This is a genomic window from Streptomyces sp. NPDC033270 (assembly GCF_055576575.1).
The window spans coordinates 60461-76643 of the sequence record NZ_JBVIRA010000011.1 but is presented as its reverse complement, the minus strand read 5'-3'; the positions used below and the strand labels follow the sequence as shown (position 1 = coordinate 76643).

Sequence of the window (16183 nt, the reverse complement as noted above, 5' to 3'; positions counted from 1 at the left end):
CCCGGCCGCGGTGCGGGAGTCGGACCGGTGCCGGTGGGGGTCACTGCGCCCATTCCGGTCGCCACGTCCCGGCGTCGTGCGGGACGGGACGCCTGGCGCCGAGGTAGTCGCGGAGCGTGCGGAGCGCGGGGTGCGGGTTGTCGCCGCGCCAGATCAGCGAGTGGGGGTAGACCGGTGTCGGGTCGTGCAGCGCGATGCGCCGCAGATCGCAGTCGGCGGGCCAGACGAGGCGGGTCTGCTCGCCGACGAAGGTCGCCAGCACCGCCGAGCCGGCGATCGTGTCGAGCAGCGGCTCGGTGCCGAAGTCGGGGCCGGTCACCTCGATGGTGAGGCCGAACGCCGCGGCGAGGTCGTCGTAGTAGACGGCCCACTCGGTCCCGGTGACCAGGCCGGGCATCCAGATCCGGTGGCCGGCGAGCTGGGCGGGGGCGACCGAACGGGCGGCGGCGAACTGGTGGGCCGGTCCGGTCAGGAGCTGCAGGGGCTCATGGAGGACCCGGACGGCCTCGATGCCGTCGGGGAGCTGCCGCGTGGGCAGGGTGACGGCGCGGAAGGACGCGTCGATCGTGCCGGACCGGACGGCGGCGAGGGCCGCGTCGGCGTCGAAGAGGGTCACGACGTCGAGTGCGGTGCCGGGATGCGCGCGGTGGAAGTCGCGCAGCAGCGCCGCGGGGGCCAGCTGCCGCCCGATCACGTCGACGCGCAGCGCGCGACTGCCGGGGCGCACGGAGGCGGCGGCCCGCTCCTCGGCCCGCAGGAGGTCGCGGGCGTGCGGCAGAAACGCCTGCCCGTCGATGGTGAGCCGGGCTCCGCGCGCCGTACGCGTGAACAGCCGCACCCCGAGGTCCCCCTCCAGCGTGGAGACCCGCTTGGAGACGGCCTGCTGGGTGATCGACAGGTGGGCGGCGGCCTCCTGGAACTGCCCCGCGTCCGCGACGGCGACGAAGGTGCGCACGGCATCGAGATTCACGCCGACCACCCTAGGCGGCGCCTCCACCTCTGCGTACAACGCATGGTTGTACCCCACCACGCACAGCGGTTGTTTGATCGGCGGGCCCTCCCCTGGCTTGGATACGTCACGGCAACGCGAGGTGGTTCGGGTTGTTGGAGGACGACGGACAGGGGGCGGGGCATGGGCGCCGGCAGGTCGCTGGGGCGGAGTTTCGGGTGGCTGTGGGCGGCGTACGCGGTCAGCGCGTTCGGCACCCGGCTCGCGTTCGACGCGTTCCCCATGATCGCGATCCTGGTGCTGCACGCCGGGCCGGCACAGGTGTCGGCGCTGGCCGCCGCGGGGCTGGCGGTGGGTGCGGTGGTGGCGGTGCCGCTCGGGCCGTGGGTGGAGTTCCGCCGCAAGCGGCCGGTGATGGTGGCGATGGACCTGGCCCGGTTCGCGGCGCTGCTGAGCATCCCCGCCGCGTACGCGCTCGGCCGGCTCGGTTTCGCCCAGCTCGTGGTCGTGTCGGTCGTCGTGGCCGCGGCCGACATCGCCTTCAGGGCGGCCGGCGGGGCGTACCTGAAGGCGCTCGTACCGCAGGGCGATCTCCTCGTCGCCAACGGGCGGTTCGAGAGCACGACGTGGACCACGACCCTGCTCGGACCGCCGCTCGGCACGACCGCGATCGGACTGCTGGGCCCCATGGCGACCGTGGTGGCCGATGCCGTCAGCTATCTGCTCTCGGCGGCCGGGATCCGCGCGATCGGCGGCAGCGAGCCACGCCCCGCGCGCGCGGCCGCGCCACACAGCCGGGCCGGCGGTCTGCTCGCAGGATGGCGATATCTGCTCGCCCACCCGACGCTGCGTCCGCTGCTGTTCAACACGGTGCTGGTCAATGCCCTGATCATGGCGACGGCGCCGCTGCTCGCCGTCCTCATGCTCGGCCGCCTCGGTTTCGCCCCCTGGCAGTACGGCCTCGCCTTCGCGGTGCCCTGCGTGGGCGGCATGATCGGCGCACGGCTGGCCCGGCCGCTCGTCGCGCGGTTCGGGCAGCGCACGGTGATGCTGACCTCGGGGACGCTGCGCGCCTGCTGGTCGCTCGGATTGGCCTTCGTCGGCCCCGGGGTCGCCGGGATGGTGCTCGTGATGGCCGTCGAACTCGGGCTGATCACCTGCATCGGCGTGTTCAACACGGTGTACGCCACCTATCGGCTGGAGCGCACCGCGACGGACCAGGTCGCCCGCGCCTTGTCCGCGTGGACGGTCACCGCCAAGGCCGCCACCGCGGCCCTGACCGGGCTGTGGGGCCTGCTGGCCGGCCTCACCGGCCCCCGCACCGCGATCGCCCTCGCCGGTCTCCTCCTCCTGGCCACACCGTTCCTCCTCCCCCGCCGCGACAACGCACCGCGACACGAAGGGAAGCCGGCACCGGTCCCCACCTGACCTCGGCACCTCGGCACCTCGGCGTTACGCCCACGGCGCCCTGACACCCCGCCACCCCGGCATCGCCACATACCCACGGAAAACAAGGCCGGCTCGACGATCAAGGCGAACCCCGGCTTCCGCGCCAACGGCACCTGGAACATGAGCTACCCCTGCGGCCGGACGCATGTCGGCCTCACGCGCTTTTGCGTGCGAGGAGCCGGCCACCGCGCTCCGCCACGAACCCTTGTGTTCCTTTCTGTTCTACACAACACTCTCAATGCACAGAAACGCGCACCGCTGAACATGTTCGCACCTTGGACGACGACCGATCGAGTCGAGGAGAGCAGAGATGACGCAGTTCAGCCGACGTGGATTCGTGAGCGCGGCCATGGTGGGCGCCGCGTCCATGGGTCTCGCCCTGGGCAGCGGCCGTACGACCCTCGCCCAGGCCGAGAGCCCGCGGGGACTGACCGTCCGCGGCACCGAATTCCTCCTGGACGGTGAGCCGTTCCGGATCCTCTCGGGCGCCTTCCACTACTTCAGAACGCATCCCAAGGACTGGCGGGACCGGTTGCTGCGGATGCGCGCCATGGGCCTGAACACGGTGGAGACCTACGTCGCCTGGAACTTCCACCAACCGCAGGAGAGGAAGGCCGACTTCACCGGATGGCGCGACGTCGCCGCCTTCGTACGGACCGCGGACGAGGCCGGGCTGAAGGTGATCGTGCGACCGGGGCCGTACATCTGCGCCGAATGGGACTTCGGCGGTCTGCCCGCCTGGCTCCTGAAGGACAAGGACGCGCCGCTGCGCCGCTCCGACCCCGCGTACGAGCGAGCCGTCGACACCTGGTTCGCCGAACTGCTCCCCCGCTTCGTCGATCTGCAGGCCACCCGCGGCGGGCCCATCATCGCCCTGCAGGTGGAGAACGAGTACGGCAGCTACGACGACGACCACGCGCACCTGGAGCATCTGCGCGACACCATGCGGGCGCAGGGCATGGACAGCCTGCTGTTCTGCTCCAACGGAGCCACCCAGGAGGCGCTCGAGGCCGGCAGCCTTCCCGACCTCCTGTCCACCGTCAACTTCGCCGGCGACCCCACCGGGCCCTTCGCGGAGCTACGCAAATTCCAGCCGGACAAACCCCTGTTCTGCACGGAGTTCTGGGACGGCTGGTTCGACCACTGGGGAGAGCGGCACCACACCACCGACCCGGCGCAGACCGCCACCGACGTACGAAAGATCCTCGAAGCAGGAGGATCGATCAACTTCTATATGGCGGTGGGCGGAACGAACTTCGGCTGGTCCGCCGGGGCCAATCTGCACGGCAGCGCCTACCAGCCCACCGTCACCAGCTACGACTACGACTCCCCGATCAGCGAATCCGGCGAACTCACCGAGAAGTTCCACAAGGTGCGCGAGGTGCTCGCCGAATACACCACGCTGCCGTCCACGCCCCTGCCGGCCACACCACGCCGGATGCCGGCCCAGAAGGTCACCGTCCGCGAGTCCGTACCGCTGATACAGGCCCTCGACGTACTGAGCGGCGCCCCCGTGCGCCGTACCGCCCCCGTCCATATGGAGGCCCTCGGGCAAGCGCACGGACTGATCCACTACCGCACCCGGGTGCGCGGGCCGCAGGGGACCAGGCGCCTGCGGATCACGGGACTCGGCGACCGTGCGCTGGTGTACGGCGGCGGCCGGCGCATCGGCACCTTCGACCGCAACCAGCCGTCCCACACCGTCGACTTCACCGTTTCCGGCGCCGCCGGCACCCTCGATCTGCTGGTCGACCCCACCGGACGGGTCAACTTCGGCCAGGGCCTGAACGACCCCAAGGGAATCAGCGGACAGGTCCTCCTCGACGACGAGGAACTGCGCGACTGGGAGATCCGCCGGCTGCCCCTGGACGATCTCTCACCCCTGAAGTTCGGCAGCGGAAGCACCCCGACGAACCCCGCGTTCCACCGGGCCCGGGTCCATGTCGACACCCCCGCCGACGGCTTCCTCGCCTTTCCCGGCTGGGACAAGGGCATGGTCTGGCTCAACGGATTCGCACTCGGCCGGTACTGGTCCCTGGGACCCCAGGTCACCCTCTACGCACCGAGCCATCTGTGGCGCCGCGGCCGCAACGAACTCGTCGTACTGGAGATGGAGCGGACGGGCGACGGGATCGAAGTACGGTCGGCGCCCGACATCGGCTAGGAAGGTGCGCTCGACACACGCCCGAACTCGCTGGTGGGGACCGGTGGTGTTCCTCCTTCCAAGCCAGGAGTTCCTTCCCCATGGTGCGGTGGTACGGGATGACGAGTCCGGTGCCCTGGTAGCAGCCGTCGGCAAGGGCCATGGTGTGGCCGACGGCGTTCTTGGCGCCGGACTCCCCCAGCTACGGGAGCCATGACGGTTGCCGGGCACGGACCGGCCGACTACCACGACCACGACCACGCGGGTGTCGGCGTCGATGACGACCTGGTGGACGGTGGAGTACCGACAGTCCTTGGACTGCTCGGCAATGCTGCAATCGCGGGTCGGTACCAGGGTGCCGTCCGTCCACGATCAGCGCCGCGTCCTTCGCGAACCGCTTGCGCGACTCGAGCGCGACCTTCGGGCCAAGATGGGACTGATGCTCTTTCCAGGCGACGACGACGTGGCGAGCCCGGACATCTCCTGGTCCTCCACCGGCTTCAGCCTGTTCAGGAAGTGGTGGGCCCAATCAGAGGGGTTCACCCTCACCGAGATGAACGGCTCCGGCGGAGATCGCCAGTGGTGCAGCGTCTCCACCACGCTGGCGCCACCACTCAACCCTCCAGACGACGACGGCCCCGACCTCGCGCCCGGCCGCCGACACCTGCGACGACGCCTACAAGGCCCTGAAGTCCTACGCGGAGACGGTGTCCTGGGCCCAGGGCAAAGCCGAATTAGCCGCCGCATCGAACGGGACTTCCCCTAGAGCGAGAGTGCGGTCGTTTCGCAGCTCCTTGAGGAACTCGTCGAATCTGTTGGTCGTGGCAGCGCAATAGTTGAGGAGCGCGTCGCTGCTGCAGTTCTTCTCTACAGGTCGCAGATTCCCGCTTCGAGGAGCATCGGCAGTGCCAAGCCTGCTTCCAGCCTGGCGAGGCGGGCGCCCAGGCAGTAGTGGGGCCGTGGCCGAACGCCAGGCTCGGGGTGGCACGTCCGCCGCGTCGGGATCCCAGATCGATGTCTTCGGTGGCGCGCCGCCACGTCGTGTTCTCCAGCGGGCTGGCGTAGCCCAGTGTCTCCTCCACCACGGCCGGCCGACGCCGTGGATTGTCGCGTGCCGCGTCGAGCTCGCCTCGATGGGTGAGCAGGAGTAGGCGGGCCGAGACGAGGAGGTTCATCGTGGTCTCGTAGCCGGCGATCAGGAGCAGGAACATCTGGGGCTGCACGCAGCTCGCGTCAGCCGGTCGAAGACCGTCGCAGCTCTTCCTCAGGCGTTGCCTCTCGCGCGCCCGGGCTTCACCGCTCTGCGCCTCAGCCGTCATGTACCTGGCTCGGATGGTGGTTCCGGCATTTCGGCGGGGGTGGGGAGGGTGAGGGTGGTGATGGCGCCACCGTCGGGGGCATTGGCGAAGTGGATTTCGGCGTTGAGGAGTTGCGCTTGGCCGGTGGCGATGGTCAGGCCAAGGCCATGGCCTTTGCCACGGCGGGAGGTGTGGAAGCGTTGGGGGCCGCTTTCCAGGAGGTAGTCGGGGTAGCCGGCGCCGTGGTCGCGGACGGTGAGGGTCGGTCCGTCGACGGTGAGGATGACAGGCGGTGTGCCGTGGCGGTGGGCGTTGGTGATCAGGTTGCCCAGTACGCGCTCCAGGCGGCGTCGGTCGGTTTCCACCCACACGTCGCGCACGATGTGCACCTCAGTCGGTTGCCCGAAGGCCCGTACGACCCGTTCGGCGATGTCGCCGATCTGGTGGAAGGCAAGTTCCGCCTTCTCGGTCTGGGAGTCGAGCCGGGAGATCTCCAGAAGGTCCTCGGTCAGGTGATGCAGAGCCTGGATGCGGTCGGTGACCATGTCAGTGGGGCGCCCAGGAGGCAGCAGGCCGGCGGCCATGTGCAGGCCGGCGATGGGGGTGCGCAGTTCGTGGGCGACGCCGGCGGTGAAGCGCTGTTCGCTGTGCAGCTTGCCCTGCAGGGTCGTGGCCATCGCATCGAGGGCGGCGGAGACCGCGGCGATCTCGTCCGGAGACCGTCCTGGGCCCTCGTCTGTACGTGGGTCGGCGACGCGGGCATCGAGGTCTCCGGCGCTGATCCGGCGGGCGACATCGGCGGTGTGGTGCAGGCGGCGGGTGACGCGGGAGGACGCGAAGGCGCCCACGGCCACGGTGGTGCCGATGGCGAGTGCAGCGGAGAGGACGATGGCCCGATCCAGGCCCCGGATGGCCTGGGCGCCGGCGCTGTAGTCGTATCGGGCAGCCAGAACCTTGCCGCCGCGCGCCGGGATGGCAGCCCACATGGTCGGCGCGTCGGCGAAGGTGCCCAGCGCCGTTCCGTGCTCACCGCGCCGGGCGAGCGCGCGCAGCTGGGTGGGTAGGGCGGGCGGGTCGAGGGAGGCGGGAGTCGGCAGGGGCACCCCGTTGGTGTAGGCGCGCGTGGCGGCTTCGAGACGGGCCAGGGCCTGGCTGCGCGCCTGCTTGACGGTCTGCCCGGTGACGATGACATGGACCAGGACGCCGACCAGCCCGGCCACAAGGCAGCACACGGCCGCCAGGAACAGAACTGACCTCCAGCGCAGTGAACGAGGCCGGAAGGCTGCCCGCCAACGGGCCGGGAGCCGGCGCCGCTTCGCGGGAGCCGCGCGGGGCCGACAGGCTTCGTCGCATGCTCGCCGGACGAGCTGTGCATCATCGGTGGCCGCCCGGGGAGGGCGTGGCGCCATTGTCAGCGCGTCGAATCTCGTCGGTGCTTTGTGTCATCGAGCCCCGGTGCGCATCCCAGCCCCACTCCGTACGCATGACATACCCCGGAGCGTCTGCGGGTTCGGTGACGATCAGCTTGCCGTTGGCCAGATCCACCGAGCGGGGCGCTACCCCGATGTCGAGGATGCGGGTCAGCCGGCCGTCCACGAAGGCGTAGCAGCGCACGTTCAGAAGGGGGTCTTCCAGACTGAAGCCGAGGATGAGGTCGTCTTCACTGTCACCCGTCAGGTCCTGGTAGATGGGCTCCAGGACCGGGCAGCCCGGCTTGCCCGCGGTGCAGACGGTCTTCTCCAGATACGGCTCCAGGCTATTGGGGCCGCCAGTCGTCGCGGCGACCTCCGCGGCGAAGACGTCGGACGGAACCAGGGCGCGGGCGTTCCCCGCAGCGGCTCCGCGAGCGTGGGGGATCTTCAGGGGAGCCACCGTCACGTCGGTCTGCTCCGTTGACATCGGTGCCGGAGAGCGGTGGGGCCACAACCGTTGGGGCGGTTCCACCGGCGTGGCCTTCCCTGCGCTCACCAGTCCCCCGCCCGCCCCGCACCCCGCCACCGCGGAACAGGCCAGCACGGCCAGCACCGCCGGCAGGAGGAACAGGCGTCTGACCCGCGCGGCCGAAGAGGGCAAGAGCACAAATTTCTCATCTCTGAGTAAGACGCAGCGAATCTACAACAACACCCAAAACGGTTCCATTACCCCCTTTCCACGTCCGAGGCGCAGAGCCCAGTCCGGGCCACTGTCCCGCGCAGCCTCGACGACCAGTCAGGCCACGCGCTGCCGCCCTTCACGAACACCTACCGAGCCCACCAGCCCACCACGGTCGTTTTGAACGGTGAGGGTTGGCCCAGGCCCTGCGGGGCCGCAGGGCCTGAAGCCGGGTCCTGCTGGTCACCCCGGCCGCGCTCGGGTTCGGCGGATTCCCGCGTCCGCGCGATGTCGAAGTGCGGAGCCCTTAGGCGGCCGGCGCCGCCAGGTCGCCGCGGATACCCGCCTGGACCGACTGGTTGTAGCGGCGCCGCAGCAGACGGGCCAGCTCGGGGGCGGCGCCGAGGACCGGGGTGGTGGGGGTGGTGGAGTGCTGCGGTCCCGCCTGTACGAAGTGCGGGCTCCGGAACCAGTCCCACGTCAGGCGACGCTCGTCCTGTCTGACGACAGCATCTAAGCGTCCCTGGCAGGCGCTGACGCCGGATTCTCCACTGGCGCCTTCGTCGTATCAAGGAGTAGCCAGGTGTCCGGCGGCATGTTCGCGGGGAACTTTGGTGGTACCGGCCGCTGCGTCTTCCCGGCCCGTACCGCTCGGGCAGATCCCGCCAAGCCGCCCTCGTGGACAGCTTCCACAAAATGTCGTTGACGACAGCCTGTCCGCCGACGCCATCGCCGCCCTTTACCTCTCTACCTGCGAGTCCGCGTTCTACCGGGAGATCAACGCCTTCCTCCGCTCTCCGGACCGGATCGGATCGTGACCTGGTGGGGCGTGTTCTCCTGCATGTCCAGGCTCAGCGTGGCGCGGGCATTTCTCGGCAGCCGCGGCAAGCGGCATGGCCCTCGTGTCCTGAGCAGGCAGGCGCCGGCCCGGCGGCTTACTGGATGGCCTCTCGTACTCACCCCGCTCCCGCGAGTGCGGTCCGGCCGGTCGGGGTGTCGGCCCGACCCTTTTCGTACACCGTCAGGCCCCGCGCCAGATGGAGGGGTACCAGGAGCAGTTCCACGACGAGGGCCTTCCAGGCGTAGACGAGGTTGACGGCCTTGGTGGCGTAGACGCAGGGGAGGTTCAACAGGACGCCGGTCAGCGGGAGTTTGCGGCGGTGGGCGGCGTAGATCAGGGGTGGGGTGGTGAGGAGGAGTTCGGCTCCGGCCCACCAGGTGACGGTCAGCGGGAGCGGCTGGCCGGTGGTGGCGGCGGCCAGGAAAGGCGTTGCCCACCACAGAGGGGCGGTGACGATCTCGAAGAGGGCCAGGAGCACCCAGAGCGCCAGAAGGGGCTTTCGGAGGATGAGGCGGCCCAGGTGGAGGCGGACGTTCTGGCAGAAGCCGGCCATCCAGCGCCAGACCTGCTTGCGGAGGTAGGTGAGGTCTTCCGGGTCGGCGGCGAGGGCGACGGCGTCGGGGACGTAGACCGCGCGTCTGCCGGCGAGTTGCTGGGACCAGGTGTAGTCCATGTCCTCGACGATGGTGCGCTCGGGGAAGCCGCCGAAGGACATGAGGTCGTCGCGGCGGAAGACGGAGCAGCAGCCGGAGCAGACCATGGGGCTGTTGGCGCGGGCCTGGATGGGGCGGTGCCAATGGAAGCCGAAGAGGTATTCGGTGGAGCGTCCGCGCTCCCAGATCGTGCGGGTGTGACGGGTGCGGACCATGCCCGCGGCGATGGAGACGGCCGGGTCGTCGAAGACGGGGACGACGGTCTCGATGTAGTCCGGGGCGAGGACGGTGTCCGCGTCGACGGCCAGGACCAGGTCGGTGGTGCAGTGCGGAAGGGCGTAGTTCTGAGCTTTGGCTTTGCTGCCGAGGTTGCGCGGCGGGCGGAGGACCGTCACGCCGTGTGATGCGGCCACCTCGCCCGTGCGGTCCGTGGAGGCGTCGTCCACGACCAGGATCCGGTCAGGCCGGAGCGTTTGGCACGCGAGCGACTCCAGCGTGGCCGGTAACCCCTCCTCCTCGTTGTGAGCAGGGACGATGACGGTGATGGTGTGCATGACGAGCTCCCCCCGTGGTACGGATCGCGCCGGTTGCGGCGGCGATCAGGCCGATCAGGCCGTAGATGATGGTGCTGATGCCGATGAACGGCAGTCCTCCGTGCATGTCACCGACGGTAGCGGAGTCGAGCGGGGAGCGGTTTCGGAGGTCACCTCCTGTGGATAACTCGCGGGGCTGCGGGCGAGTTGCTCGTGTGACGCGCGTGTGACCGGGATTCTTAGTTTGCGGACGGGCTCGCTACATTGCGGATCTCGATCAAGTGACGCTGTGTTGCGAGACTGAGCGCTTCAGGTGCCCGTCAGCGCTTGAGTTGGCCCAGCAGGCATAGGCATCCGGAGCATGCAGTGACAGCGGCCTTCACGGCCCGCGCCGACGTCCATGGGATCTCCTGGCTGCCCATGGACCTCTGCTGCAGCAAGGAGATCACACAAGTGCTTAGGGCGACCCAGCCGGACGTGGTCATCAACGCGGCGCATCGCAAGGACGACTGGTCCACCAGTGAGCGTGTTCAGGTTGGGAGAGCCTCGCGGTTGGTGGCCCCGGGAGGGGGCCAACGCGCCGTGGCGCCCGGAGGATGAAGCGGCCGTCCTCCTTTGATGCTCTGCTCTTCTTCACGCATAGCAATGTGCAGGCCGTCACCAGCGTGGAATGATCGCTGTGTCGGTCTGGGGAAGAGGGTGGGCGATGGCAGACACCGGTGAGCAGTATGAGGCGTCGGCGTCGGCGCTTGGCTACCTCTTCCAGTTCGCGAAAGCGCTGCACATCTGTATCGAGCAGTGGATGAGCGCCGACACAGATTGGAGTGTTGCGGTTGAAGCGGCTGACGACATCGAGATCCACCAGGGCTCGGATAGGCGTCTGATTCAGCTGAAGCAGCGCGCCGAGGGCGTTCGAATGACCGACCTGTCTGAGGACCTCTGGAAGACGTTGAGGATCTGGGCGGAGGCCGCCAAGGCCAGCCGGATCACGCTCACCGAAACGAAGCTGTTCCTGCTGACGACGGCTGAGCTCCCCGAAGGTAGCGCAGCCTTTTACCTTCAACCTCGAAGCAGCCAGCATCGCGATGAAGACCGCGCCCTGCACCTGCTCCGCGAGGCCCGTAAGGCTTCGAAGGCGACGAAGGGTTCTCTTCCGAAGTGCTTCGAGGCCTTCGACGATCTGGGCCTCGGAGATAGACCGCTTCAGCGGCCTCTGATCTCCCGTATCGAGGTCCTCGGAGGCACACAGGACATCACCGAGGTCCGGACGGCGCTGAAGGGCCTTGCGGCCTTCGCTGTCGGCCACGATGCGGCGAAGGCATTTCTCGCCAGGCTGGAAGGGTGGTTCTATAACCGTGTAATCGAGCAGATGCAGACGCCAGGGGGAAGCCCGGTCACCGGCATCCAGTTCGATGAAGCGCTCTCCGACCTGCAGCGTCAGTTCCGCTACGACAATTTGCCGATCGACCACGACATCTACGACATGAGTTCCGATGTCTCTGAGGCAGCCGAAAAGAATTTCGTCCGTCAGCTCGGTCTGATCGGTGTCGGAGCTGAGCGGGTCGGTCTCGCGGTGCGGGACTACGTCCGTGCCTTCACCCAGCGCTCCCGCTGGTCCGCCGAGAATCTGCTGCGTGCGGGAGAGCTCGGCAAGTTCGAGCGCAAGCTCGTTGAGGAGTGGCAGTCTCGCTTCGCCGAGATGGCGGAGGAACTTGGCCCCGAGGCTACCGAGGAGGAGAAGAAGAAAGAAGCCAGGTTGATTTACCGCTGGGTCGATCGGGAGGCCCGCTTCCCCATCCGCACAGGTTGCGACGAAGTCTTCGTGACCAAAGGCTCGTACCACATGCTCGCCGACGAACTTAGAGTCGGATGGCACCCGGACTTCTCCGCACGCCTCATAGCGCTCCTTGAGCCGGCCCGGACCCGCTGATGGAACTGAGCCGTGAGGAACGTGCCCTGTACAACCCTGCCTTCACCGCAGTCCTATGCATTCGCGCCGTCCAGGGCTACGACAAGGAGTACGCCGCCGCCTGCCCGCTCCCCGTAGCCGTCACCGCCGGCGTCATGGCCTTGCAGCCCGCCATCCGGGCAGCACTGCCAGCAACGACAGGCACCGGGCTAATGGGGTGGCTCGAAGCAAACGAGCACGTGCGCATCGAAATGTCCCGTAACGCCACGGTCCTCGCCACCGTGGTCAGGCCGGGACTCCTGTTCGCCCTTCAGTCTCGCGTCATGCACTGCACCGCCGCCGGCCTCACCCCCGTTCCCCGCGCTCTGGCCAAAACCATCAGCGAGGGCACACCGCAGACCAGGGCCATCCAACAGGCAGCCCTCATGCTCGGACGCTGGCTCCCCAGTACCGGAAGCCTCGGCACCGTTCTGACCCTCCTGGGAGTTCAGCCGTGACCTTTCAGATCCAAGCGGTCACCATCTATGGCAAGCAGCCCAACCAGGTGCACACCGTGCCCTTCAAGCCTGGCAGTCTCAACATCGTCACCGGCGACTCCCGCCGCGGGAAGAGCGCCCTGCTGACGATCATCGACTATTGCCTCGCCAGCTCCGACTATCCAGTGAAGTCCGGCAAGGTCCGCGAATACGTCAGCACGTTCGCGATCACCCTCGTCAGGCCCGGAGAGCAGCTCTTTGTCGCCCGCCGTGCCCCAGAAGCCAAGAAGGGCGTCAGCACCGTCCTCTGCATCCTTTCGCAGGCGCCCGGCTCCCCGCCGCCGCCCCTGGACGAGCTTCGCTTCGTCACACCGAGGGAGGTTGCCAAGGACCTGCTGAGCGACTTCTGCGGCATCGACCGCAACATCCGCGTCCCGGCCGTCGGCCGCGCAACACTCATCGCACCCTCCGTCCGGCATGCCTTGTTCTTCTGCTTCCAGGCCCAGAACGAGATCGCCAACGAAGACGTGCTCTTCCACTCCCAAGGCGAAGAGTGGAGGCCTAACACCATCCGGGGCGTCATCCCCTACTTCCTTGGCGCAACAGACCGTGAGCAGGCACTTCTCCGCAGCCGGCTACGTCTCGCCCTCCGGGACCTGTCCGACCACGAAGCGAAGCTGGCCGCCGCGAGCAACCTTGCCCCCGCTGCCGGCCAGGCCCAGGCCCTGCTCACCGAGGCCATCGAAGCCCACCTCCTGCCCCCTGCCTCCGGCCGCGAGATAGCCGCCGAAGGCGTCCTGCGCCTCTTGCGTGAGGCGCTCCTCCAAAGAGGCCCGCAGCCAGGTCCGGACGGGACCGACGACCCCCTCACTGAGCTGCGCACCCGTCGTGCCGAGCTGCGCGGTCGGGCAAGCAGAACACGGGTCCGGATCGCCGACCTCAAGACCGCCCTGGCGGAGAACGGCGACTTCACCGACCAAGCCAACGAGCAACGTGCTCGACTGGCCACCCTTGGCCTGCTGAAGCGCGATCCAGAGGCTTCCGATATCGCACAGTGCCCGGTCTGCGACAGTCCCGTCAGATCCGCCCATGGCACCGCCATGGCGTTGACCGCTGACCTGCTTCACCTCCAAGGCGACCTGCACGCCATCGGCAGGGACACCCCGGTCATCGAGCGGATGATCAGCCACGAAGAGGGCCAGCTACAGGAACTCCGCTCGGAACTCGCCCGCAATCAGGAACAGATTAGCGAGGTCACCGCAGCGTCCCGGACCCTTGACCAAGAGCCCGACGACGTTCGGCGTGCCGCCATCGTGCAGGGCCGCATCAGCCTCTACCTAGACACGGCGGCCCAACTCGCCATCGGCCCTAGAGTGGAAGACCGAACCGAGGAGCTCCGAACACGGATTGCCGAGTTGGAGACGCTTCTCAGCGAAGATGTCCAAGGCGACCGCCTGACCAGTTTCCTGTCGCTGATCAACCAGGAGATCAGGAAAAAGGCCCAGGAACTCGCCCTGGAACACTCCAGCTCGCTCATTCGCCTCGACGTGAACCGCCTCACCGTGGTGGCTGACACCATAGAGGGGCCGGTGCCTCTGAGGGACATGGGCAGCGGAGATAACCATCTCGGGTACCACGTGGCCACGCTCCTCAGCCTGCACGAGTGGTTCGCAGAGAACGACAACCCTGTGCCAGGCGTGCTCATTCTTGACCAACCCTCGCAGGTGTACTTTCCGCCCGATCACGTTGGCGAAGAGGTACTGGAGAGCGACGACCGGGTCCTTCTCCTCAACATCTTCAAAGCCATCCACCGGACGCTCCGCAGGCTCGACGGGAAGCTACAAGTCATCGTCATGGAGCACGCCGACCTTGAAGATCCGGCCTTCAGCGACCACGTCGTGCATCGGTGGCGCCGGCGCGATGGACAAGCACTTGTACCCGCCGCATGGATCCCGCCCGAGGCTGACTGACGCGGCCGGTGCAGTAGGCCCCCAGCCCTCATCGACGTGACGCTACGAGACATCCCTGGACCACCGTCGGCGCCTATGTGGGGCGACCCGGGTCGGAGACCAGAAGCGAGCTGTCCCTTCCTGACTGGGTGCGGGGCACCGGCCCTGGTGAAGGGCTCAATTGAGGTTGTCCATAGTGCAGTCCAGGATGTCCAGCAAGGCCATGAGGATCGTTAGGCTGAGTTGCTCGGGTCGCTCGACGACGAGCCGGTAGACCTGGCTGGTGGACAGCGTGATGCCGCGTTCCTTCAGCGGCGGCAGCAGGTCGGTGGTGGAGAACATCCCGCGGTCCGCCATGTCTTTGCGCAGGTGCCAGCGGTAGTCCAACTCTCGGAATGCCTCTGACTGAAAGGAGCAAAGGACGCAAAATGAAAGGGCTGGATCAAACGCCTCACGACAATGATGCGTCCATGAGGACCACGTGTGAGTGGCGCGGAGACTTCGACAGTGTCGCCGTGTTCGGGCCTAAACCTGATTTGTTCCAAGCACGTCCCGGGCGGCCTCGATCAGCTTTTCTCGTACCTCGATGTAGTGCTGCTCGCGCCAACGCTGTTCCCGCCCCGCCCTCTCCGGGTCGCTTCGATCCTGCAACAGCCCGTTGACGTGATCAGCGCCGAAACCGGGGAGGGCTAGGAGGGCTGCGCGCAACTCCTCGTGCTCGGCCCTAAGCTGCGCGAGGGTCTGTGATTCGCGAGGACCTTCGCCTCGCACACGTTGCAGGGCGGTTCTGGCTTGCTCCGCCTCCGGCCGGTCCGACTGTGCCATCTCGGTCAGCGCCCGCCACCCCCACCCGTGGGACGCCCAGATATCCGCCGTGCTCCAGACGTTTCTCACGGCGTTGTGCATCGCAGCCATGTATATGTCCATGTTGGTCGGTGCGGCCAGTTCTGCCTCGGCCTGAGCCAGCACGAACACCTTGTAGGCGGTGTCGTTCTCAGTCAGGGACCCGGCATCGTAGGAGCGCGCGACCGCATCCATGCACAGGTCGGCGGCGCGCAGGTAGGCCGTCAAGACAGCCCAGCGGCGTTCCCCGAGCGCCTGACCGCGTGCAGCCTGGGCAGCTGTTGCTGCCGCGTCGCGGGCGGCCTGGGCCTGAGCATGACCGCCGTTGGCCTGAATCCGGGCTCCCACGACCGTGCCGCCGATCGTCCCGAGCACGCCCGCGGCGCCGATCAACGCGACCACTATCTCCGTGTTCATGTACGGGATGTTGGCTGATCGGCGCAGTCGCAGTCGAGTGAAACTGCTTCGCAGGGCAGCGGCGGACCGCGCAGGCCCTTCGCCGCTGCCTGCCCGGACGTCAGCGCCATGGGTCGAGCAGGCCCGCACGATCGACGCCGCTGTCGACTCCGACCGTCGCCGCCGACGGGAGGAAGTCGTCCTGGACGAACCGGTCGCGCCACCGCTGCTGGAAGATGCCCTGCGTCGCCATCACCTGTTCCTGCTTCCGCTGGGACCCGACGCCAATATTGACCAGCCTCTGGAGGAGAACGCGTGGGCCAGTCCCCCTCCGCCGATGATCCGCTGGCCGATCTGCCCTCACGAGGCCGGATCGCCGAGCCGATCCTGCAGGGACGCCCGCACCGCGACACCTACGCCGGCTGGCAGCATTACCGCACCCACCGCGGTCAGCTCATTCCGCCGCCACCGCTGACAACGAACCAGTGGCGGAGCGCCCCTACGGCCCGCCGCACCGACTACGGCCTCTATCGCAGGATCACGAACGTCAATCTGCCGCTGCAACGGACTCCGATGCAGGAGAAAGTCACCCGGCTCATCCGGCTTCGGCTGAACGCAATACCCTGAAGCAGGACGATCCGACCCTGGCCGGG

General features: G+C 68.0%; 14 protein-coding genes and 1 pseudogene. 7 read left to right on the top strand and 8 right to left on the bottom strand.

All coding sequences use genetic code 11. The features are described 5' to 3' along the window. Window positions 1-40 precede the first annotated feature (40 nt). Window positions 41-970: a LysR family transcriptional regulator gene (locus tag ACZ5XZ_RS17450; protein WP_468978749.1), complete on the bottom strand. Its 930-nt coding sequence runs from the start codon at window positions 968-970 to the stop codon at window positions 41-43. A gap of 162 nt (window positions 971-1132) precedes the next feature. On the opposite strand from ACZ5XZ_RS17450, the gene ACZ5XZ_RS17445 reads away from it, so the two are divergent. Beyond that, window positions 1133-2377 (top strand): MFS transporter, encoded by a 1245-nt coding sequence (locus tag ACZ5XZ_RS17445; RefSeq protein ID WP_468978747.1) that lies wholly within the window; start codon window positions 1133-1135, stop codon window positions 2375-2377. Window positions 2378-2708: 331 nt separating this feature from the next. Beyond that, window positions 2709-4562, top strand: coding sequence for a glycoside hydrolase family 35 protein (locus ACZ5XZ_RS17440; RefSeq protein ID WP_468978744.1), 1854 nt, complete (start codon window positions 2709-2711; stop codon window positions 4560-4562). Here ACZ5XZ_RS17440 and ACZ5XZ_RS17435 read toward each other — a convergent pair. Further along, window positions 4563-4974 (bottom strand): annotated as a pseudogene (locus ACZ5XZ_RS17435) (transposase family protein); the annotation flags it as partial. Window positions 4975-5113: 139 nt separating this feature from the next. On the opposite strand from ACZ5XZ_RS17435, the gene ACZ5XZ_RS17430 reads away from it, so the two are divergent. Next, window positions 5114-5377: a putative T7SS-secreted protein gene (locus ACZ5XZ_RS17430; RefSeq protein WP_468979043.1), complete on the top strand. Its 264-nt coding sequence runs from the start codon at window positions 5114-5116 to the stop codon at window positions 5375-5377. A 479-nt stretch (window positions 5378-5856) separates the two neighbouring features. Here ACZ5XZ_RS17430 and ACZ5XZ_RS17425 read toward each other — a convergent pair whose 3' ends face one another. From ACZ5XZ_RS17425 to ACZ5XZ_RS17415, 3 genes are all read right to left on the bottom strand, one after another. Further along, complete coding sequence (locus tag ACZ5XZ_RS17425; RefSeq protein ID WP_468978742.1) at window positions 5857-7248, bottom strand: sensor histidine kinase; 1392 nt, start codon at window positions 7246-7248, stop codon at window positions 5857-5859. After that, complete coding sequence (locus ACZ5XZ_RS17420) at window positions 7214-7717, bottom strand: hypothetical protein (RefSeq protein WP_468978741.1); 504 nt, start codon at window positions 7715-7717, stop codon at window positions 7214-7216. The genes ACZ5XZ_RS17425 and ACZ5XZ_RS17420 overlap by 35 nt, the downstream gene beginning before the upstream one ends. Window positions 7718-8886: 1169 nt before the next feature. Beyond that, window positions 8887-9978 carry a glycosyltransferase family 2 protein gene (locus ACZ5XZ_RS17415; protein ID WP_468978738.1) on the bottom strand — a complete coding sequence of 364 codons (1092 nt, stop codon included), beginning with the start codon at window positions 9976-9978 and terminating at the stop codon, window positions 8887-8889. 685 nt (window positions 9979-10663) lie between these two features. Between ACZ5XZ_RS17415 and ACZ5XZ_RS17410 the strand changes: the two genes are divergently transcribed. Genes ACZ5XZ_RS17410 through ACZ5XZ_RS17400 form a run of 3 tightly spaced genes read left to right on the top strand, consistent with a single transcriptional unit; the run spans window position 10664 to window position 14312 of the window. Beyond that, window positions 10664-11887, top strand: coding sequence for an ABC-three component system protein (locus ACZ5XZ_RS17410; RefSeq protein ID WP_468978735.1), 1224 nt, complete (start codon window positions 10664-10666; stop codon window positions 11885-11887). Beyond that, on the top strand, window positions 11887-12363 hold the full coding sequence (locus tag ACZ5XZ_RS17405) for a three component ABC system middle component (protein ID WP_468978732.1): 477 nt from the start codon (window positions 11887-11889) through the stop codon (window positions 12361-12363). Before ACZ5XZ_RS17410 ends, ACZ5XZ_RS17405 begins: the two co-directional genes overlap by 1 nt. Beyond that, a complete protein-coding gene (locus ACZ5XZ_RS17400; protein ID WP_468978731.1) occupies window positions 12360-14312 on the top strand; it encodes a DUF3732 domain-containing protein in 1953 nt (650 codons plus the stop codon). The genes ACZ5XZ_RS17405 and ACZ5XZ_RS17400 overlap by 4 nt, the downstream gene beginning before the upstream one ends. A 156-nt stretch (window positions 14313-14468) precedes the next feature. On the opposite strand, the gene ACZ5XZ_RS17395 is transcribed toward ACZ5XZ_RS17400, so the two are convergent. From ACZ5XZ_RS17395 to ACZ5XZ_RS17385, 3 genes are all read right to left on the bottom strand, one after another. Continuing rightward, window positions 14469-14678 (bottom strand): helix-turn-helix domain-containing protein, encoded by a 210-nt coding sequence (locus ACZ5XZ_RS17395; protein ID WP_468978728.1) that lies wholly within the window; start codon window positions 14676-14678, stop codon window positions 14469-14471. Window positions 14679-14816: 138 nt separating this feature from the next. Further along, complete coding sequence (locus ACZ5XZ_RS17390) at window positions 14817-15551, bottom strand: hypothetical protein (RefSeq protein ID WP_468978726.1); 735 nt, start codon at window positions 15549-15551, stop codon at window positions 14817-14819. Between the two features lie 100 nt (window positions 15552-15651). Beyond that, entirely contained in the window at window positions 15652-15783 is a 132-nt protein-coding gene (locus ACZ5XZ_RS17385; RefSeq protein WP_468978723.1) for a hypothetical protein, read from the bottom strand. A gap of 62 nt (window positions 15784-15845) precedes the next feature. On the opposite strand from ACZ5XZ_RS17385, the gene ACZ5XZ_RS17380 reads away from it, so the two are divergent. Further along, window positions 15846-16157 carry a hypothetical protein gene (locus ACZ5XZ_RS17380; RefSeq protein WP_468978721.1) on the top strand — a complete coding sequence of 104 codons (312 nt, stop codon included), beginning with the start codon at window positions 15846-15848 and terminating at the stop codon, window positions 16155-16157. Window positions 16158-16183 lie beyond the last annotated feature (26 nt).